The 20,532-nt window shown below is 52.2% G+C and carries 19 protein-coding genes; 12 read left to right on the top strand and 7 right to left on the bottom strand.

The window, feature by feature from the left end; genetic code table 11:
* From AC3Y5R_RS22495 to drt3b, 3 genes are all read left to right on the top strand, one after another.
* Window positions 1–260, top strand: a 260-nt coding sequence (locus AC3Y5R_RS22495; protein ID WP_489923183.1) for a hypothetical protein, incomplete at its 5' end; no start/stop codon positions are given.
* Window positions 261–520: 260 nt separating this feature from the next.
* Window positions 521–1,789, top strand: a complete 1,269-nt coding sequence (gene drt3a / locus AC3Y5R_RS22490) for an antiviral reverse transcriptase Drt3a (RefSeq protein ID WP_489923182.1) — start codon at window positions 521–523, stop codon at window positions 1,787–1,789.
* A 2-nt stretch (window positions 1,790–1,791) separates the two neighbouring features.
* Window positions 1,792–3,744 carry an antiviral reverse transcriptase Drt3b gene (gene drt3b, locus AC3Y5R_RS22485; protein WP_489923181.1) on the top strand — a complete coding sequence of 651 codons (1,953 nt, stop codon included), beginning with the start codon at window positions 1,792–1,794 and terminating at the stop codon, window positions 3,742–3,744.
* 326 nt (window positions 3,745–4,070) lie between these two features.
* Here the strand turns inward: drt3b and AC3Y5R_RS22480 are convergent, their stop codons facing one another.
* From AC3Y5R_RS22480 to AC3Y5R_RS22465, 4 genes are read right to left on the bottom strand one after another with little or no spacing between them, the layout of a single operon-like run.
* The gene (locus AC3Y5R_RS22480) at window positions 4,071–4,283 is read right to left on the bottom strand and encodes a hypothetical protein (RefSeq protein WP_158782294.1); all 213 of its coding nucleotides are present in this window, start codon (window positions 4,281–4,283) and stop codon (window positions 4,071–4,073) included.
* A gap of 52 nt (window positions 4,284–4,335) precedes the next feature.
* Complete coding sequence (locus AC3Y5R_RS22475) at window positions 4,336–4,689, bottom strand: AzlD domain-containing protein (RefSeq protein ID WP_489923180.1); 354 nt, start codon at window positions 4,687–4,689, stop codon at window positions 4,336–4,338.
* Window positions 4,673–5,368: an AzlC family ABC transporter permease gene (locus AC3Y5R_RS22470; protein WP_489923179.1), complete on the bottom strand. Its 696-nt coding sequence runs from the start codon at window positions 5,366–5,368 to the stop codon at window positions 4,673–4,675. The genes AC3Y5R_RS22475 and AC3Y5R_RS22470 overlap by 17 nt, the downstream gene beginning before the upstream one ends.
* Window positions 5,369–5,373: 5 nt before the next feature.
* Window positions 5,374–7,350, bottom strand: coding sequence for a helix-turn-helix domain-containing protein (locus AC3Y5R_RS22465; RefSeq protein WP_489923178.1), 1,977 nt, complete (start codon window positions 7,348–7,350; stop codon window positions 5,374–5,376).
* Window positions 7,351–7,549: 199 nt separating this feature from the next.
* Here AC3Y5R_RS22465 and AC3Y5R_RS22460 point away from each other — a divergent pair, with 199 nt between their 5' ends.
* Complete coding sequence (locus AC3Y5R_RS22460) at window positions 7,550–7,888, top strand: zinc ribbon domain-containing protein YjdM (protein ID WP_489923177.1); 339 nt, start codon at window positions 7,550–7,552, stop codon at window positions 7,886–7,888.
* A 66-nt stretch (window positions 7,889–7,954) separates the two neighbouring features.
* Window positions 7,955–9,103 carry an MFS transporter gene (locus AC3Y5R_RS22455; RefSeq protein ID WP_489923176.1) on the top strand — a complete coding sequence of 383 codons (1,149 nt, stop codon included), beginning with the start codon at window positions 7,955–7,957 and terminating at the stop codon, window positions 9,101–9,103.
* Between the two features lie 59 nt (window positions 9,104–9,162).
* Here the strand turns inward: AC3Y5R_RS22455 and AC3Y5R_RS22450 are convergent, their stop codons facing one another.
* Window positions 9,163–9,537, bottom strand: a complete 375-nt coding sequence (locus AC3Y5R_RS22450; protein WP_489923175.1) for a hypothetical protein — start codon at window positions 9,535–9,537, stop codon at window positions 9,163–9,165.
* Window positions 9,538–9,721: 184 nt separating this feature from the next.
* On the opposite strand from AC3Y5R_RS22450, the gene AC3Y5R_RS22445 reads away from it, so the two are divergent.
* On the top strand, window positions 9,722–10,339 hold the full coding sequence (locus tag AC3Y5R_RS22445; protein ID WP_158782300.1) for a trimeric intracellular cation channel family protein: 618 nt from the start codon (window positions 9,722–9,724) through the stop codon (window positions 10,337–10,339).
* Here the strand turns inward: AC3Y5R_RS22445 and ligB are convergent.
* A complete protein-coding gene (gene ligB, locus AC3Y5R_RS22440) occupies window positions 10,314–12,005 on the bottom strand; it encodes an NAD-dependent DNA ligase LigB (RefSeq protein WP_489923174.1) in 1,692 nt (563 codons plus the stop codon). The genes AC3Y5R_RS22445 and ligB overlap by 26 nt on opposite strands.
* Before the next feature lie 250 nt (window positions 12,006–12,255).
* Here ligB and gmk point away from each other — a divergent pair, with 250 nt between their 5' ends.
* The 5 genes from gmk to recG are packed head-to-tail and all read left to right on the top strand — an operon-like array spanning window position 12,256 to window position 18,131.
* Window positions 12,256–12,879 (top strand): guanylate kinase, encoded by a 624-nt coding sequence (gmk, locus tag AC3Y5R_RS22435; protein ID WP_158782302.1) that lies wholly within the window; start codon window positions 12,256–12,258, stop codon window positions 12,877–12,879.
* Window positions 12,880–12,932: 53 nt separating this feature from the next.
* The gene (rpoZ, locus tag AC3Y5R_RS22430; RefSeq protein ID WP_016191359.1) at window positions 12,933–13,208 is read left to right on the top strand and encodes a DNA-directed RNA polymerase subunit omega; all 276 of its coding nucleotides are present in this window, start codon (window positions 12,933–12,935) and stop codon (window positions 13,206–13,208) included.
* A 22-nt stretch (window positions 13,209–13,230) separates the two neighbouring features.
* Entirely contained in the window at window positions 13,231–15,354 is a 2,124-nt protein-coding gene (gene spoT, locus AC3Y5R_RS22425) for a bifunctional GTP diphosphokinase/guanosine-3',5'-bis pyrophosphate 3'-pyrophosphohydrolase (RefSeq protein ID WP_489923173.1), read from the top strand.
* Window positions 15,355–15,357: 3 nt separating this feature from the next.
* Complete coding sequence (trmH, locus tag AC3Y5R_RS22420; protein ID WP_489923172.1) at window positions 15,358–16,056, top strand: tRNA (guanosine(18)-2'-O)-methyltransferase TrmH; 699 nt, start codon at window positions 15,358–15,360, stop codon at window positions 16,054–16,056.
* The gene (gene recG, locus AC3Y5R_RS22415; RefSeq protein ID WP_489923185.1) at window positions 16,053–18,131 is read left to right on the top strand and encodes an ATP-dependent DNA helicase RecG; all 2,079 of its coding nucleotides are present in this window, start codon (window positions 16,053–16,055) and stop codon (window positions 18,129–18,131) included. The genes trmH and recG overlap by 4 nt, the downstream gene beginning before the upstream one ends.
* A 105-nt stretch (window positions 18,132–18,236) precedes the next feature.
* Here recG and AC3Y5R_RS22410 read toward each other — a convergent pair whose 3' ends face one another.
* Window positions 18,237–18,905: an SDR family oxidoreductase gene (locus AC3Y5R_RS22410; RefSeq protein ID WP_489923171.1), complete on the bottom strand. Its 669-nt coding sequence runs from the start codon at window positions 18,903–18,905 to the stop codon at window positions 18,237–18,239.
* A 162-nt stretch (window positions 18,906–19,067) separates the two neighbouring features.
* On the opposite strand from AC3Y5R_RS22410, the gene AC3Y5R_RS22405 reads away from it, so the two are divergent.
* Entirely contained in the window at window positions 19,068–20,456 is a 1,389-nt protein-coding gene (locus AC3Y5R_RS22405; RefSeq protein ID WP_489923170.1) for a nucleobase:cation symporter-2 family protein, read from the top strand.
* Window positions 20,457–20,532 lie beyond the last annotated feature (76 nt).

The raw sequence follows: 20,532 nt of genomic DNA, 5'->3' as shown, positions 1-20,532 counted from the left end.
TTAAAACTGCCAGTTTTACCCATGGTGGGTCAGTTTTACATTGGCATGTGGGGCATTTTTACATCGGTACTAACAGTGAGGGAACGGCAGACGCTGGGGCGATACGGTTCCTCTTTTCGACATTGATCATAAATTTCGCGAATCCCTGCCACCCGGCGGGGATTTTTTGCGTAAAGCTAAAGATTTTCTGCACGGTGACGGGTATAAATAGTGATGCATGCAAGAGCTGCATGGATTTGCATGCAAAAACTGCAGCTTAAAAGCACTATCAGAGCCAGTACTGGTAAGGCCGGAGCGGCTACATGCAGTTGCATGAAAAGCGATGCATAAAGCGGGCAGGCGTGGCGGGGATAGCATTGCGCGCACGTTAGCTCACATAGTAAATTTGCATTTTTGGTAGTCTTAATAAATCATTGCCTTCAAGATAACAGATGCTTACATTGAGATTCGATGCTGGATGGTATCAAAGGCAACGAGCTAAATTAGTTTCTTATCAGTATTTTAAAAGGAAGAGAATTAAATGAATCAACTTTCTTTTACTCCACAAAACCTCTTAGATTGTGTTTCATACAAAGATCTTATTGATAACAAGACCCTTTTAGATTATTCGACAAGGCTAATGGCAGCTGAAAATGCCTATAAAAAAGTAAAAAACAAATTATTTCTTAACAATGGAATTCAACAAATTTCCATAGCTAATAAAAGAGGGGTTAAATTTAGCTCCTTTGAAGATAAACTAATAGCTAAGGTCTTAGAAAAAAACATAATAAAAGCTTATAAAATAAAAAAACTAAACAGACATCAAATCATTAGAGACTTGATTGTACATTTAAAAGACGGCAGTCCGTATAATATAATAAGACTTGATATTAAACAGTTTTTTGAAAGTATAAGTACAGATGACTTACTGAATAAAATATCTAGTGATGGAAAGATTTCAAGGTTTAATTTAAATCTTCTTTATGAGTATAGAAAAGCAATAAACAGCGTTGGTATTGATGGTTTCCCAAGAGGGGTTAGTCTAAGTTCAACACTAGCAGAACTATGTTTACAAGAGCTTGATGCTTTTTATAAGAAAAGAAATGATGTTTTTTTCTACTCTAGATTTGTTGATGATATTGTCATAATCCATCATGGACCAGAACTAACCAGACAATTTATTTATGAAAATTTCAAAAGCAAACTTCCAAAAAATTTAGAATTACACACTGGAGAAAAGTTGACATACGAATCAATAGGCCGAGCCAGTGTTGACGGCAACACTAATGAAATGAAGGAGTTTAGTTTTTTAGGCTACAAATTTAAAATCAGCAATAAATATCATGAGAGCGACATTGTATTTAACAATAGAAATAGAAAAATTGAGATCGACCTTTCTGATAAAAAAATAGAGCGCCTAAAGCAAAAGATAGTTAAGTCTTTTATTGCCTACCTACATAGTACGCATACGATCAGAGATTTTGATTTATTGCATGACCGATTAAAACTCCTAACAGGAAACTATCCAATCAAAGACCCAGTCACCGGACTAAAAATACACACCGGAATCTACTATAATTACCAACATAAAAATGTAGATGGAAATTGCGCCCTGAGCAAGCTTGACAATTTTCTAAGGCGTATAATATTCTCTAAAGATGAGATTTTTTCTAAAAGAATAACTAAACATCTGAGCCTAAAACAAAAAAGAAAGATTGCAAGACTTACATTTAAAAGAGGATTTGATACAATTCGCTATCATACATTTAATTATTCCAGACTAAAAACAATAAAAGAGTGTTGGAAATGAAAATGAAATCAAAACTGGTAAAGAAAAAGGATTATTTACGAGCACTATTAACTGAAACTTCTCCTTATGAAGTTCCTGCAATATTTTCTAATATTGGCTTCTACAACAATATGCATTATTATAATAAATCTGAAGAAAAATTCATTCTTCACTTCCTATTTTCAAAAAATATTAATGAAGACCATACAATCCCATTAAGCTATAAGATTAAGAAAGATATTGACTCTTCGCGGACTCTTTCTCTTATTCACCCAAGAAGCCAAGTTAGTATAGTGGAATTTTACGAAAAATTTTCTAACATTATTGTCTCGTCTTGTAAAAAAAGCAATTTTAGCCTTCGATCTCCATCTAAAGTTTCATCAAAATATTTCCTCAGAAATAATAGTATGCTTGACAGGGAATTTACTAAGAAAGAGGTGCAAAGTGAAAGTGACGAAAAAATATATAAACATTTAGCATCTTACTTCTCCTACAACAGATACACACGGCTACATAAATTCTTTAATTCAAAAGAGTTTCTCCATCTTGAGAAAAGATATGAACTATTTTGCAGTATAGATATAGCAAAATGCTTTGATAGCATATACACACACAGCATTACCTGGGCAGTGAAAAATAAAGAATATTCTAAAAACAACCGGAAAGTGAAAAATTCTTTTGGTACTTTATTTGATCGTTTAATGCAATCAATAAATTATAATGAAACTGCAGGCATAATAATTGGACCAGAAGTTAGTAGAGTATTCGCCGAGGTTATATTTCAAGAAATAGACAGGGAAATCGAGAACACTCTTTCATCTTTAGGGTATGAAAATGATATACACTATACTATTAGACGCTATGTTGATGACATATTTATATTCTCATTAAGTGAATCTATAAACCAAGATATAAAGTCCACCATTGATGAGATTATAAAAGAATACAAGCTATCTATAAATACGCAAAAGGTTTCCATCTCTTCAAGACCATTTGCCACAGCTAAAACAAACACAATAAATGAGTTAAATGAAATATTAAATTCCTTGACCAGCAAATTTATAGATGCGAATCAACCTAACCAATTAAAACGCATTTACAGCAGAGATAAAACCATCATCTCGTACTTAAGTAAAATAAAATCAATATTTGTGGATGATAAAGATAATTACAACTTAGCCGCAGGCTATACTATTTCAGCTTTAACTAATATTGCTATTAACATAGATAGGAAGATTAAAAACATTGATGATTACTACAATAAAAATAGAAACTCAATTAACGATTTTTTCACTGTAGCCGTTGAGATTATATTACATTTATTTTTTATATCTCCCGGGCATACTTCATCGGTAAAAATATGCATACTAACTGATATAATATGTAGCATATACAAAGAAGATAATACCGGTGACGGAGAACTTATTAAAGGGTTGATTTATAATTTATCCCATAGTTATTTCGAAAGATATATTGACTTAGAGAAAGACAAAAAGATAAAAAGAATAAGCCTTGAGAGCCTTAACTTACTAATCAGTATAAAACAACTTGGTGAAGAGTATAGATTGAGCAGAACCGTAATATCTGGAATATTCTCGACAGAAAACAAAGGCGACTATAGTTACTTTGAGATAATTACACTTTTGTACTACATGGGGAATGACACACATTATAACAGCATCAGGGATAAAATAATAAGTGCCGTAACAAAAACACTCAATAACATTACAGATATAAAATCAAACTCACTTAAATGTTATCTTTTTCTTGACTACATTAATTGTCCGTTCGTGGTTGAAGCTAAGAGAAAGAAATTAGTTAAAGAATTATTAAAGTTGCATTTTGGTAAAGAGCCCAACAAACAACAATTACAAGATGGATGGGAACAACTTACCCAGAACTACTGGTTTGTACAATGGGACAACTTAAATTTACGTCTCTTTCTTGAGAAGAAAGAGTTGCTTAGTGTTTATTGAATATGTAGTATAAAAAAGGAGCGCAACTGGATGGATTTACAGCCCTCGGGCTGGCGGCGTAACAGCTTCATTGCTAGGGAGACTGTTGTTTGTTTCTCTTTGCATTGGCAGGATTTATCTTGCACACACTACACCGTTCAGTTGCGTCTCCTTCTACGTACCAAGATCCGTACCAAACTTAATATAAAAAAATAAAACCAAATAATATCATCAAGTTAATGGGTTTATAAAACACAGATTCAGAATATCGAATAAGAGATTTAGTACGGAACACTGAAATGAGCATCCTTTAAAAGCCCGCATTGCGCGGGCTTTTATTCGTCAGCTCACTGGCCAGTTACAACGTAAAAGCGGTCTTTTTCCCGGACAACCTTTGTCTGAACATCCCCACAGTTCCAGACCAGATGAAAGAACTCATCGGTGGTGACTTCCCAGTCAAGTCGGATGCGGTCATAGTCTCCCTGACACAACATATTACTGGCCTCACTGAAACAGGTAGCGCCAGGCTCGATACGGGACATCTGTTGGCTTTGATTCATTCTCTCTGCTCCCCAGGTTTTTACGTTTTTCAGCAAACTGCTCCGGCCGCAGCTAGGTGGTAAGGAACCACAGGCCTGCGGCATAAATCGCCACACCGACTATCACTGCCACACCAGGATTTCGCGTCACGCGGAGCGCGCCCAGCGTCATTAAAATCCCTGCTCCGTAACACAGCGCCCTGCCGTAACCGGCGGCCATTGCCTGCTGAATGCCAGGGATCAGGGTGACGATCATAATGGCAGACAGCAACGATGGGCCCAGCGCAGAGAACACCGGAGATCCCTGCTCCGCCTTGTCATCAGTTCTGCCTTGTTTATTAAGCATAAAAGGCAGTGAGCGTAACAGCCAGGTGACGACTCCCATTGCGACCACGGTCAGCCACGCCTGGTCATAAGGCATAGTCATTCAGCTTCCCCCTTACAAACACCGCGCAACATCCACAGAGCGCTCCCGCCATCAATGCCAGCGCCGTCAGTCCCTGCAGATACAGCACGCCTGCCACGACTATCGACACAATCACCGGCATCCGGTGTCGTGGACTGAAGCTCTCCTGCACCAGCACCACAAACAGCGCGGGCAGAGCAAACGGCATCGCCTCTGCCAGCAGCGGAATGGCTTTGCTGAGCTGAACCCCGGCAATCGCCCCCAAAATGGTGCCGAATACCCATGAGAGATAGCTGAATATGCCCAGCCAGCTGAGCCAGCTACTGCGGGAGGCCATCATCACCTCCGGCATTCTGATCAGCGCTGTGGCGAACACTTCATCCGTCAATGTGAAAGCCGCCATCAGCTGTTTGCGTAATCCCGCTGGCAGTTGCCTTACCATCACCGCACCATAGAGAAGATGGCGAACATCCATCAGTGCGCACAGCCCCAGAACCAGATACCAGGCCGTCCCGGCATGCATCGCGGCCAGCAGCACGAACTGGCTGCCTCCGGCGAAAATCAACACTGACATAGCCACTACCAGAGACCCCGGCAGCCCGTTCACCACCCCAGCCATACCAAACGCAAACGCGATAGGCAGGTATCCGGTCACAATGGGTAACGAGGCAAGCAGCGCCTGTTTAACCGTTTTTTCCATCTCACTCACAACGCTTGTAATACAAACAAATGCGTTCCCGCATCCCTGTCAGTTCGTCCACAGGTGGCATATAAACGACGATGATGCTGAACGGAGAACCCCGCCGCGCGCGCCAGATCGCTGAAGCAGTCCGGCGAAGTTTTCTGCTCAACCTCATAATCCAGCCCGGCCACCAGCGCCTCCAGTTCCAGAATATGGAAACGATAGAAGACCTGCAGCGGATCGGCTGGCTGCTCTGGCAATGTCAGCGCGTGCAGGCTCTCCAGTAACCGACGGCAGCGGTACTCGGCACGGCCTTCATCGCCCACTCGTGCTTCAAACAACGCCTGCGGCACGTCCTGTCGCAGCATATGTACCAGGCGATGTTCATCCAGCGAGAGGCCGGTCAGTGACATCGGCACCAGGGTATCTGCTATGTATTGCAGATGATGCTGCATCAGACCGATTTTGCGCTGCCTGATGGTGGAGAACGGACCGATCATTTCATCGGAAACAACAAAAATGCCGCCACTTGTCAGCTGCTCACGGGTAGAACTTAAAAACGCCAGCGTATCCAGATGATGGGAAGCGCCAACTGAGATAGCGGCATCGAACGGCTTTTCAGGCGCAGTCAGGTCGGTAATACTGGCCTTGCAGGGATGAACGTTCGGCGAATGCCTGAACAGTTTTGTCAGGTGGTTAAAGGCCGTCTCGCTGGGATCCACGGTGGTGACCTGCAGTTCCGGCAGCAGCTCCAGCAGCATTTTCAGCGGCAGTCCGGGTCCGGTGCCAATATCAATAATTCGTGTGGCTGCGGGTGAAAGGTGTTGAATTAACTGCTGCGCAATCGCCACTGACTGCTTCGCATAGGCCGGATGGACCAGCTCCCAGGCTGCATAACCATCCACATCGATCCGGTCCTCAAACAGTACGTTATCGCTTTCTCGCTGGACTACCGGCGTCACTTCATATCGTGGAGCGGCACGCAACGGTACACAAGGTGATCCATTGCGGGTCAGGATCTCTGCCGCCAGACTCGACAGGCAGATGCTGTCAGATTGCGCCAGCATGTGCAGCCGGGAATGGCTGGCTTCATCCAGCTGACGCCAGGGTGAAATCGCCAGATTACTCAGCTCCAGAGCCTGCTGTAACCGCGGATTTTCCACGGGCGTTTCATCCAGCCGCTCATGGCTTCCTTCGCGTGAGAGACAAATCAGCCTGGGTCCCTGATCGTAAACATAAAAGGTCTGCATCCCTGGTGCTTCCGGCAGCAGCCTCTGCTGAAGCTGTTCCTCTGCACTCTGGGTATCCTCGCAGTCCGTGAAGCTGAGCCGCACGGCATTGACTCCCTGGCGGCTTTCCAGCGCCAGACGCCTGAACTGCTGCTGTAAGCCAGACCAGTCATCTTCGCTTTCAGGCCATTCGCGATAGATATCGTGTTCCCCAGGGGCCGCCTCTGCCAGCGTCGGGTAGATCACGCTGACCATCATCGAGGTCTGTTCATCCAGGCTCTGATAAAGATGAGGAGTGTCACCAGCAAAGCTGCAGCTTTTGCCTGCAGTCAGGAAGACGGGTTCCGACTGGGGTCCGGTCAGAGCCCGACCCTTTAACACCACCACGTTCTCCTCCACTCCTGGCATGTGAGCTTCAGCGATCCGTTTGGTATGAGGGGCCATATCCATCACGTAGGTTTCAATGACAAAAGGAGAAGACTGTTTATTGATTAACCGGACGCTGACGCCGGTGGAGCTGGATTCTACTGACTGATCCTGCTCCTGAGAGATCAGTTCGCCAAACGGAACGCCGAGAGCATGCGCCAGCCGCCAGACTGTTTCAATGGTGGGATTGCCGCGCCCCGCCTCAATGCCGGAAAGGGTTGCTTTACCAATGCCGCTGGTTTCCGCCAGCCCTGACAGCGAAAGCCCCCGTGATTTACGAACCCTTGCAAGGCTCAGTGACACTGACTGGCGTATTTCACTCGACAGCAACATCGGATTTTCCACAACGTTTTCTCCTGAGGTGAACCCGGCGTTCTTTATAACGCCCGGCTTTGTTCCTTATAATGAACGATGTCAGTTGCTGTCAATTGTTTCACAGAAAATTCATCCCTCTCCGATAACTCAGGCCGCTTAACGTTAGGCTTACGGGCGTCACCAGGCTAAAATGCCCCCTGTTTATTTATGGATTAATTCGAGGCCTTTTATGCAAACTCTTCCTCCATGCCCGAAATGTCAGTCTGAATATACCTGGCAAGATGGCGTACTCTTTAACTGCCCCGAGTGTGGGCACGTCTGGTCTGAAGGTGCTGAAACTTCAGCGGAGGACGTTCTGGTGGTGAAAGACGCCAACGGCAACCTGTTGGCCGATGGCGACAGCGTGACGGTGATTAAAGATCTGAAGGTGAAAGGCAGCTCAACACCGCTGAAGATCGGCACCCGGGTAAAAAGCATTCGTCTGGTGGAAGGCGATCACAATATTGACTGCAAAATCGACGGCTTTGGGCCGATGAAGTTGAAGTCTGAGTTTGTTAAGAAAAACTAGCCCCGTTTGAGCATTTGCCAAAATTGTCTACGCTTTATCGCTGACTGAAAAGAACAGGATAACCGTATGCAAGCACTGCTCATTTTGATGTTGGGCGCTTTTGTGTCGCAAACCACGGAATACCTGCCCATCGGACTGCTACCGCAGATTGCCGGCGACCTCCATGTTTCTCTGGGGGCGACCGGCTGGCTGGTGACCGGCTATGCCTGGATCATCACGCTGACCGCAATTCCCTTTACGCTGATGACCCGGCACATTGACCGCCGCACGCTTTTTCTGGCGCTGCTGGGCACCATCACCTTATCCAACAGCCTGGCACTGGTGACTCATAATTACTGGATGCTGGTGGCGATCCGCCTGATCGCCGCACTGGGGCACGGGGTATTCTGGTCGATACTGGCCGCCTATGCGGTTCGTATCCTGCCACAGATGTCACCGGGTAGGGCGACAGCCTGGGTCTTCTCCGGGATTTCGGTGGCTATTGTTGCCGGTGTCCCGCTTTCCAGCGCGGTCGGGCTGGCATTTGGCTGGCAGAAAGGCTTTGGCCTGTTCGGTTTACTGGGCCTGCTGACCTTTATTGGTGGCTACTTCTGGCTGCCTTCCATAAAAACTGAACGCGGTGAAGGTAAAACCGGTCTGCCAAAAAATAATGCGCCGCTGTATGCAGCCGCTCTTACCACCCTGCTGATCATCACCGCGCACTTCAATGGCTACACATATATCACCAGCCTGCTGAGCAATAAGGTGCATATTCCGGACGCCGGTCATCCGATGATGCTGCTGGCCTTCGGGCTGGCCGGAGCCGTCGGTACGGTACTGGCTGGCTGGTTTGGCCACCGGCCAATGCTCCTGGCAGTGATTGCCAGTGCCGGGATTGTTATGGCGCAGATCCTGATGCTGCCTGGTGTCGCCCAGCCGGTACTGGGATGGGTGGAGATGGTGCTGTGGGGCATGTCCGTTTCCATGCTGATAGTCGGGCTGCAAAGCTGGGTGATTCAGCTGGCACCGGAGCAGCCGGAAGCCGCCTCGGCGCTGTATGTCTCCACCTTTAACATCGGTATTGGCGGCGGTGCGCTGACGGGTGGCATTATGCTGGCATCCAGCGGTGCGGGCGGCCTGCTCTGGCTGGGCATTGCACTGGGTATCCTGGCGCTTGCCAGCTATCTGCTACCCGGCATCCTGCGTCAGCGTCAGCTGGCTAAAGCCACCGAATAAACTTCTCTTTCCGGGCCGGAACATAACGTCGGCCCGGTTAATTACCCGTCATCCAGTCATCAGGCATAATCCGCAGCCTCTTCTGCGATGATAAGCCCCAGTTTTTCCAGTTTCAGGGCGATAGAACTGGTGGTGCACTCACAGGCCTCTGCCAGTTCGGGAATGCTGCCGCCCCGGGTAAATTCCGCCACCAACTGCTGCTGCTCTTCCTCCCTCCAGGGCAGGTAGGCGTTAGCTGGCCGTCCCTCAAAGCGGTTCTTCATGCGACGCTCTTCGGGGGTCAACTTAACTTTCTCCCGTCGCTTCACCGGGATGAAACTTTCATCCTTAAACTCTTCGGCCAGCAAGAACAACAGCCTTATCGCATCCGGAGAATGCACCACCGACCCCTCCGGCAGCAGCTCTCCTGATTCAGGATGGATCCCACGTGCCATTAATCGGAATAGCTCATCTGTCCTCATATTCTCGTCCTTTTGTCGCTGTCTGGCTGCAACTCGCGTAATCTACAGGCATTACCGGATTAGAAAATTTAATCCCATCGCCACCTGTTAGAAATTCTCAGTCGTCAACCTGCTGCCGATCCTTCAGGCTTGCGGCCGGTTTCCCCTGGAGCGGGCTATGTTACTAACTGTTCTCTACATCATCGGTATTACGGCAGAGGCCATGACCGGCGCACTGGCTGCAGGTCGCCGCAAAATGGATATGTTTGGCGTGATCATTATTGCCTCCGTCACCGCCATCGGCGGTGGATCGGTACGGGATATGCTGCTGGGCCACTATCCGCTCGGCTGGGTGCAGCACCCGGTTTACATCATCATCGTCGCCGTCGCCGCTGTGCTGACCACCCAACTGGCCCCTCTGATGCCCCATCTGCGCAAGGTTTTCCTGGTACTGGATGCACTGGGCCTGGTGGTCTTCTCGATTATCGGGGCCGAAGTGGCGCTGGATATGGGGCACGCCCCGATCATTGCAGCCATTTGCGCAGTGATCACCGGCGTGTTTGGTGGCGTGCTGCGCGATATGTTCTGCAATCGCATCCCTCTGGTCTTCCAGAAAGAGCTGTACGCGGGCATTGCCTTCGCCTCCGGCTGGCTTTACATCCTGCTGTTGAAAACCCCCCTCTCCCACGAGCTTGTGATCATCATTACCCTGCTGTTCGGCTTTATTGCCCGGCTGCTGGCGCTGCGCTTCAAGCTGGGCCTGCCCGTCTTTAATTACCCGCATGCCGATCATTGAGTTTGTTCTCCTGATAGTGTTCTGACCAGGCAATCAACGCCTGAACCTGAGGGTGATGCAGAAAAGCCATAATCTGCCCGGCCAGCTTCTGACCAATGCCGGGCAACTTCTGCCAGGCTGCCTCATCTCGGGCCAGCAGCGTCTGCCAGTTATCATCGGTCATGGCGTTTAGCGCACTCTCAGGAACGGGCACGCCGGTGGCTTTCACCCAGCGTTTGAATGGCTGCTGCTGGCTGAGGGAAAACTGGTGATAAAGCTGTTCCGCCCGTACCTCAGTCATCCCTTTAATTCCCCCGATCTGTTCACGTGTCAGGGACAACCAGGAGAAGAGGTGGCTCAATTGTCCGCTCTGCATCAGCTGTTGCCAGCGTGCGCGGCTGATGCCGGACATGCTCAGTACCGCCTTACTGCTCAGCCAGACCAGCCGGGAGAGGAACTGTTCACGGCAGGCAGCCGTATATGTCAGGCAGCTCAGCGTGTTGAATTCTGTCGCGTCGGGTATCAGGGGAAGTTGGCGATCGGCTACCCGCCACACCACTTCATCCATCCGTGGGATCCCCTGACCGGCCAAGCTGATGCTGACCTGATCGCCGGGCACGATATCCGCGGCCTGCCAGCGCCTTAAGGAGCCGAGACTGACCCGGCTGACTCTCTTGTCATCCAGCTGCACGGGGACAAGATTCAGCACGGCACTGATTTTCCCCGTTCGTCCCGTTGGGAAGTCGATGGATCGCACCTCTGTGCTGACGGTTGGTGGGGAATATTTCCAGGCAACGGACCAGGCATTGTCTCCGGGCTGCCAGTAAACACCTGCCGATGTCGGGCTGTGGATTACCACCCCATCCGTTACGAAAGGTAGCGGCTGGTGAAACCAGCGCTCACGCCAGTCGGCAACTTCATCAGCACTGGCCACCTGCCGGCTCCAGTCCGCCGTCAGGCTGAAACCGGCATTCTTCAACTGCGCCAGACGCTGAGTCATCTGTTCCGGGCCTCCAGGCCAGGCCCAGACAAAAATGCCCAGCCTCTGCAGCATCTCCGTCGCTTCCCTGCGCCTCATAGTCCCGGCCACTATCGCCCGGGCATTGACTCCACCCGCCACCGCCTGCTGATGATCGTTCATCATCAGAAACAGTTCGCCCTGCAAAACCACTGGGCCAGAGTTGAGGGGGATCTGCTGTGGGATCGCCGGGATGTGCCTGACCTTCTCCGTCCAGTCCTCGCCCCGCAGCCCATCTCCCCGGCTGATCGCCCTGAGCAGTTTGCCCTGCCGGTAATGCAGCGTAATGGCAACACCATCCACTTTCGGCTGAACCCAAAGAGAGGTTTTCCCCGCCATCCAACGGGCGAGGGCCTGCTTATCCGCCACTTTTTTGACGCCAACATGCGCCACCGGATGAGGCTCTTTGCCGCTGGTGCTCCATTCCGGCTGGCGCATACCGCTTTGTGGCCGGAAGCAGCGCTGCCAGGCCTGGTATTTTTTCTCCAGCGCGTCATAACGGTCATCTTCAACCTCACTGATGCCCTGTTGGTAATACGCGCGATCCCAGTCACTCAGTTGTTTCGCCAGAATGGTCATTTCCCGCTCTGCACGGGCCGGCGTCCAGACCGGACACTGCCCCTGGGCCACGGCACACCAGAGGATCAAAATAATTATTATGTTGCGCATCTTCCTGCTCCCTGTTTTCCTGCTGGCAGGATTACAGCGCAAAGGACCAGGAGTCGCGAAGGATAACGGAGGAGTTTCAGAGAGGGGGCGAAAAGAATTTTTGCATAACATGAAACGTCTCATCAGTACTGCGAGACACTTTCCATTTCCAGAGAAATAATGCCGCGAGGCGCCTGAAACGCTGCATGATGCGGTTCAGCCGTGTATACTGTGCAGGAATCAGACTTCGACTGGCATATCAAGAATAATCATGGCTCAAGGCACACTTTTTATTGTTTCAGCGCCCAGTGGGGCAGGTAAATCCAGCCTGATTCATGCGCTGCTGAAAACTCAGCCGCTGTACGACACCCAGGTTTCCATTTCCCATACCACCAGGGGAATGCGTCCGGGCGAAAATCACGGCGAACACTACTATTTTGTTTCCCATGACGAATTCCGCGGAATGATCTCGGAAGATGCCTTCCTTGAGCACGCCGAAGTGTTTGGCAATTACTACGGCACGTCCCGTACTGCGATTGAGCAGGTGCTCTCCACCGGTGTGGATGTCTTTTTAGATATCGACTGGCAGGGCGCGCAGCAAATTCGCCAGAAAATGCCCCAGGCACGCAGTATTTTCGTTCTGCCGCCGTCGAAAGATGAGCTGGATCGCCGCCTGCGCGGCCGCGGTCAGGACAGCGAAGAGGTGATTGCGAAGCGCATGGCCCAGGCCGTCGCCGAGATGAGTCACTATGCAGAATATGACTACCTTATTGTGAACGATGATTTCGATCTGGCCCTGTCCGATCTGAAAACCATCATTCGCGCCGAGCGTCTGCGAATGGGCCGTCAAAAGTCCCGTCATGATGCTTTAATCAGCAAACTGTTGGCAGACTGAGGACAACTCAGTATGATGCCCAGTCATTTCGTCACCCGTGGAGTATCACACTTATGGCACGCGTAACCGTACAGGACGCAGTAGAAAAAATTGGTAACCGTTTTGACCTGGTTCTGGTCGCCGCTCGTCGCGCCCGTCAGATGCAGGTTGGCGGTAAAGATCCGCTGGTTCCGGAAGAAAACGACAAATCAACCGTGATCGCGCTGCGCGAAATCGAAGAAGGTCTGATCACCAACCAGATTCTGGATGTGCGTGATCGTCAGGAACAGCAAGAGCAGGAAGCCGCTGAGTTACAGGCCGTTACCGCTATCGCTGAAGGTCGTCGTTAATCATCAGCCGGAAGGCTCGCCCTTGTATCTGTTTGAAAGCCTCAATCAACTGATTGAAAAATACTTGCCTGAGGACCAGATTAAGCGCCTCAAGCAAGCATACCTTGTCGCACGTGATGCTCACGAGGGACAGACGCGCTCCAGCGGTGAGCCTTACATTACCCATCCGGTTGCTGTCACCTGCATCCTGGCTGAAATGAAGCTCGACCATGAAACCCTCATGGCCGCGCTTTTGCACGACGTTATCGAAGACACCCCCGCCACCTATCAGGATATGGAACAGCTGTTTGGCCAGACCGTCGCCGAGCTGGTTGAAGGGGTTTCCAAACTCGATAAGCTGAAATTCCGCGACAAGAAAGAGGCGCAGGCCGAAAACTTCCGCAAAATGATCATGGCGATGGTGCAGGATATCCGCGTCATTCTGATCAAGCTGGCTGACCGCACGCACAACATGCGAACCCTGGGCGCCTTACGTCCGGACAAGAAGCGTCGCATTGCGCTTGAAACGCTGGAAATCTACAGCCCGCTGGCCCACCGACTGGGTATCCATCACCTGAAAACCGAGCTGGAAGAGCTGGGCTTTGAGGCACTGTACCCCAACCGCTACCGCGTGATTAAAGAAGTGGTTAAGGCGGCTCGCGGCAACCGTAAAGAGATGATCCAGAAAATCCTCTCGGAAATTGATGGTCGCCTGCAGGAAGCGGGGATCCCCTGCCGCGTCAGCGGAAGGGAAAAACACCTCTATTCGATTTACTGCAAAATGCACCTGAAAGAGCAGCGCTTCCATTCGATTATGGATATCTATGCTTTTCGGGTCATTGTCAGTGATGTCGATACTTGCTACCGGGTGCTGGGGCAGATGCACAGCCTCTACAAGCCACGCCCGGGCAGGGTAAAAGATTATATCGCAATCCCCAAGGCCAACGGCTATCAATCCCTCCACACTTCGATGATTGGCCCCCACGGCGTGCCGGTCGAGGTGCAGATCCGCACGGAAGATATGGATCAGATGGCAGAGATGGGGGTGGCCGCCCACTGGGCCTACAAAGAGCAGGGCGAAAGCAGTACCACAGCGCAAATCCGCGCCCAACGCTGGCTGCAGAGCCTGCTGGAGCTGCAGCAGAGTGCCGGTAGCTCTTTCGAATTCATTGAAAGCGTGAAATCCGATCTGTTCCCGGATGAGATTTACGTTTTCACCCCGGAAGGTCGCATTGTCGAGCTGCCTGCCGGTGCGACGCCCGTCGACTTTGCCTATGCCGTGCATACCGATATCGGTCATGCCTGTGTGGGTGCGCGGGTCGACCGCCAGCCTTACCCACTGTCACAATCGCTGACCAGCGGGCAAACGGTCGAAATCATTACTGCGCCTGGCGCACGGCCAAATGCTGCCTGGCTCAACTTTGTAGTCAGCTCGAAAGCACGGGCCAAAATCCGCCAGTTGCTGAAAAACCTCAAGCGCGACGACTCCATCAGCCTTGGCCGTCGTCTGCTCAATCATGCGCTGGGCGGCAGCCGCAAGCTGGCTGAAATCCCGGCGGAAAATCTTCAGCACGAGCTGGAACGCATGAAGCTGGCCACGCTGGACGATCTGCTGGCTGAGATTGGCCTGGGCAACGCAATGAGTGTGGTGGTGGCGAAAAATCTGCAGCAGAGTGAGCAGACCGCACAGGTTGCACAGCCGCCTTCGGGCAGCTCTTCGCGCAGCAAGCTGCCGATTAAGGGTGCCGATGGCGTGCTGATCACCTTTGCCAAATGCTGCCGCCCGATCCCCGGTGACCCGATTGTCGCTCATGTCAGTCCGGGCAAAGGCCTGGTGGTCCACCATGAGTCATGCCGGAATATCCGTGGCTACCAGAAAGAGCCTGAGAAATTTATGGCCGTGGAGTGGGATAAGGTCACCGAGCAGGAGTTCGTGGCGGAGATCAAAGTGGACATGTTTAACCACCAGGGCGCGCTGGCGAACCTGACTGCGGCCATTAACACTGCCGGATCCAACATCCAGAGCCTTAATACGGAAGAAAAAGATGGTCGCGTTTACAGCGCCTTTATCCGTCTGACGGCCCGTGACCGCGTCCATCTGGCGAATATTATGCGTAAAATCCGCGTGATGCCGGACGTGATTAAAGTTCACCGTAACAGAAATTAGCGCATGAATGCTCAACGCTATGCCCGCATCCTTGAAATGCTGGCCGCCCGTCAGCACGATCTGACCGTCTGCATGGAACAGGTGCATAAACCCCACAACGTTTTCGCCGTGATCCGCACGGCGGATGCGGTTGGTGTGCACGAAGTCCACGCGGTGTGGCCAGGTAGCCGGATGCGCACTATGGTCTCCTCCGCCGCAGGCAGCAACAGCTGGGTCCAGGTTAAAACACACCGCACTATTGCTGATGCCGTTGGCCATCTTAAAGGTCAGGGGATGCAGATCCTTGCCACGCACCTGTCTGATAAAGCGGTGGATTTCCGTGAAATCGATTACACCCGCCCGACCTGTATTCTGATGGGCCAGGAAAAAACCGGCATCACTCAGCAGGCGTTGGATCTTGCCGACCAGGACATCATCATTCCGATGATTGGCATGGTGCAGTCGCTGAATGTGTCCGTGGCCTCTGCTCTGATCCTGTATGAAGCTCAGCGTCAGCGGCAGAATGCCGGAATGTATCAGCGTCAGGAGAGCACGCTGGAGTACAGCGAGCAGCAGCGTCTGCTGTTTGAAGGCGGTTATCCCGTGCTGGCCCGCGTTGCCAAACATAAAGGCCTGCCCTACCCGGTCATCGATAACGAGGGCCAGGTTGTCGCCGACCCGCAGTGGTGGGCAACAATGCAAGCTTCGGTACGCAGAAAATGAAAGGCCGCCTGCTGGATGCCGTGCCGCTGAGTGCACTTTCCGGCGTTGGCGCAAGCCAGGCAGGCAAACTGGCGAAGCTGGGGCTGGCAACCGTGCAGGATCTACTGCTGCACCTGCCGCTGCGTTACGAAGACCGCACCCAGCTCTACGCAATCAATGACCTGTTACCCAACATTTATGCCACGGTAGAAGGTGAAGTGCTGCAAAGTGATATCACCTTTGGCCGCCGCCGGATGCTGACCTGTCAGATCAGCGATGGTACCGGCATCCTCACCCTGCGCTTTTTCAATTTCAATGCGGGCATGAAAAACAGCCTGGCACCCGGCCGCCGCGTGACCGCCTACGGCGAAATCAAACGCGGCCAGCGTGGCGCGGAGATTATCCATCCGGAATACCGCGTGCAGGGTGACAACAGCGTGGTGGAACTGCAGGAAACGCTGACCCCGGTTTACTCAACCACCGAAGGTATCCGCCAGGCAACGCTGCGCAATCTCACCGATCAGGCCCTTGAACTGCTGGAAACCGGTGCGATTGCCGAGCTGCTGCCTCCTGAGCTGAGTCAGGGGATGATCAGCCTGCCTGAAGCCATTCATACGCTGCATCGCCCGCCGCCGGATATGGCGCTGGCCGATCTGGACAGCGGCACGCATCCGGCGCAACGTCGCCTGATTATGGAAGAGCTGCTGGCCCATAACCTGAGTATGCTGGCCGTTCGTGCCGGGGCTCAGCGTTACCATGCTCTGCCAATGCCTGCCCGTCACGAGCTTTACGATAAACTGCTGGCGGCCCTGCCTTTCAGCCCAACGGGTGCCCAGCAGCGGGTCGTTCGCGAGATTGAACAGGACCTGGCCCATGACTACCCGATGATGCGTCTGGTGCAGGGTGATGTGGGTTCCGGCAAAACGCTGGTTGCCGCCCTGACCGCCCTCAACGTCATCGCCTGGGGCAAGCAGGTCGCGCTGATGGCTCCAACCGAGCTGCTGGCAGAACAACATGCCAGTAACTTCCGCCAGTGGTTTGCGCCGCTGGGAATTGAAGTGGGCTGGCTGGCCGGTAAGCAAAAAGGTAAAGCGCGTCTGGCCCAGCAGGAAGCGATAGCCAGCGGGCAGGTTTCCATGATCGTTGGCACCCATGCCATCTTCCAGGAGCAGGTACAGTTCAACGGCCTGGCGCTGGTAATCATTGATGAGCAGCATCGCTTTGGCGTCCATCAGCGTCTGGCATTATGGGAAAAAGGCGAGGAGCAGGGCTTCCATCCCCACCAGCTGATCATGACCGCAACCCCTATTCCACGTACGCTGGCTATGACTGCCTATGCCGATCTTGATACCTCAACCATTGATGAACTGCCGCCGGGCAGGACACCAGTCACCACCGTCGCCATTCCGGATACCCGCAGAGCGGATATCATTACCCGCGTGCGCAGTGCCTGCAGCGAAGGACGCCAGGCTTACTGGGTCTGCACCCTGATTGAAGAGTCTGAGCAGCTGGAAGCGCAGGCGGCGGAAGCCACGTGGGAAGAGCTTAAGCTGGCACTACCGGAGCTTCAGGTCGGGCTGGTGCACGGCCGGATGAAACCAGCAGAGAAGCAGGGGGTGATGCAGGCCTTCAAGCAGGGCGACATTCATCTGCTGATTGCCACTACCGTTATTGAAGTTGGAGTGGACGTGCCAAATGCCAGCCTGATGATTATTGAAAACCCGGAGCGGCTGGGCCTGGCTCAGCTCCATCAGCTGCGTGGCCGCGTAGGTCGTGGCTCTGTCGCCTCTCACTGCGTGCTGCTGTATAAAGCGCCGCTGAGCAAGACCGCGCAGAAGCGTCTGCAGGTACTGCGCGACAGTAACGATGGCTTTGTGATTGCCCAGTGCGATCTTGAAATCCGCGGTCCTGGCGAGCTGCTGGGCACTCGCCAGACGGGGAACGCTGAATTCAAAGTGGCCGATCTGCTGCGCGACGGTGCGATGATCCCGGATGTGCAGCGCATCGCCCGGCATATCCACCAGCACTATCCGGATCAGGCGCAGGCACTGATTGAACGTTGGCTCCCTGAAACAGAACGCTACACCAACGCCTGACGGACTCCTGCTGTTGCCGTAGCTGACCAGCGGCAGATGGCCGTTTCACTGTTCAATAAGCTGCAGATGGCGGCTTCCCTTCACTAAGCTACTGAACTGACCAGCTCATTCTAACCTGCCGCTGAAAGCCGCCATACCGGCGACAGCCTCTTCCACCGCTTGCTCCCCCGTGGTCAGTTCGATAATCACCCTTTTCACTTCCGGCCGCTCAATCAGGCTGTGCAGCACTGCAGCTACATCCTCACGCGGTACGGTGCCATAAGGTATTGCCAGCCCAACGCGAACTTTGCCGCTTCCCGCCTCATTCGCCAGCGTGCCGGGACGCAGGATGACCCAGTCCAGCTCTGTCGCAGCCAGCATCACATCTGCCTGCTTCTTCACCTGCATATAATGTTCAAAGCCCGGCGACGGCTCCTTGCCTCTTCCGGCATCCGGGAAAGCGGAGACCAGCAGAAAACGGTTGACCCCGGCCAGTCTTGCTCCTTCCGCAGCGAATCTTGCGCCCCGGCCATCAATGCCGTCGGTAAAATCAACGCCAGCTCCCGCCGCTCCGGCAGAGAAAACCACCACATCGCAGCCCTTCATCGCCTCTGCCAGCCTTTCGCTACTGGTGTTCATCAGGTCGATATTCAGCGGATCCACGCCGTCGGCTTCCAGCTCTTCTTTCTGGCTGTCCCGGCGATGCAGGCCGGTGACCTGGTGGCCTGCACTCACCAGGCGCTTGCGAAGCCGACGTCCCACCCCACCCGTTGCACCAATCAAAAATACCCGCATCTGCGCCCTCTCTATATTCTCTGCCTGTTAAACCAAAACTTCAGCTTAGCCCTTTTCCTACCGGGCTGTGTGTCCGGGGGTGATTTGTCCCACACAGCAATCGTTTGCTTTTGCCCGACATAAGATTAAAATCGCCACTTTGTTCGTCCGGGAACCCTGAGAATGTCCGTGAATACCCCTGAAGCCGATGCCCTCCGCAGCGCTGTTCCTGCAGCCAAAAGTGAGCTGATTTACCGACTGGAAGATCGCCCGCCTTTACCGCAAACCCTGTTTGCCGCCTGCCAGCACTTACTGGCGATGTTTGTGGCGGTTATTACCCCCGCACTGCTGATTTGCCAGGCGCTTGGGCTTCCTGCTCAGGATACCCAGCACATTATCAGCATGTCGCTGTTTGCCTCCGGAGTGGCTTCCATTCTGCAGATTAAAACCTGGGGACCGATTGGCTCAGGCCTGCTGTCGATTCAGGGCACCAGCTTCAACTTTGTGTCTCCGCTGATCATGGGCGGCATGGCGCTGAAAAACGGCGGTGCCGATGTGCCGACCATGATGGCTGCCTTATTCGGCACGCTGATGCTGGCCTCCTGCACTGAAATGCTGCTTTCCCGCGTGTTGCATCTGGCCCGGCGCATTATCACGCCGCTGGTTTCCGGGATTGTGGTGATGATTATCGGTCTGTCACTGATTCAGGTCGGGCTGACCTCGATTGGCGGCGGTTTTGCGGCGATGAGCGATCACACCTTTGGCGCACCCAAAAATCTGATGCTGGCAGGCGCGGTGCTGCTGGTAATTATCCTGCTCAACCGGCAGCGCAACCCTTATCTGCGCGTTGCCTCGCTGGTGATTGCAATGGCTGTGGGCTATCTGCTCGCCTGGGTTCTGGGCATGCTGCCGGAAAACACCACGCCATCTAATCAAGCACTGATTACGGTGCCGATGCCGTTCTACTACGGTCTGGGCATTGACTGGAATCTGCTGATCCCGCTGATGCTGGTCTTTATGGTCACCTCACTGGAAACCATCGGGGATATTACCGCCACTTCTGACGTTTCTGAACAACCGGTCAGCGGCCCGCTGTACATGAAGCGCCTGAAAGGCGGCGTGCTAGCTAACGGGCTTAACTCCTGTGTTTCAGCCCTGTTCAACACCTTCCCTAACTCCTGCTTCGGCCAGAACAACGGCGTGATCCAACTGACTGGCGTGGCCAGCCGCTATGTCGGCTTCGTGGTGGCGTTGATGCTGATTGTGCTGGGCCTGTTCCCGGCGGTCAGCGGATTTGTCCAGCATATCCCTGAGCCGGTTCTCGGCGGTGCCACGCTCGTGATGTTCGGCACCATTGCCGCTTCCGGCGTACGCATTGTTTCGCGCGAACCATTAAACCGCCGTGCGATTATGATTATCGCGCTGTCGCTGGCCGTGGGTCTGGGTATTTCTCAGCAGCCTCTGATACTGCAGTTCGCCCCTGACTGGCTGAAAACGCTGCTCTCTTCCGGTATTGCCGCGGGCGGTATCACTGCGATCGTTCTGAATCTGCTTTTCCCTCAGGAGAAATAATCTCTTTCTGAACAGTGACGGCGGCCGATCTGCGAGCCGCCGTCACTATCTGGCGGTTGAGCTTCGATGATAAATC

The organism is Erwinia sp. 009765445 (assembly GCF_058137865.1).
The sequence above is the reverse complement of the archived record's forward strand: the minus strand, read 5'-3'. Positions and strand labels throughout refer to the sequence as shown.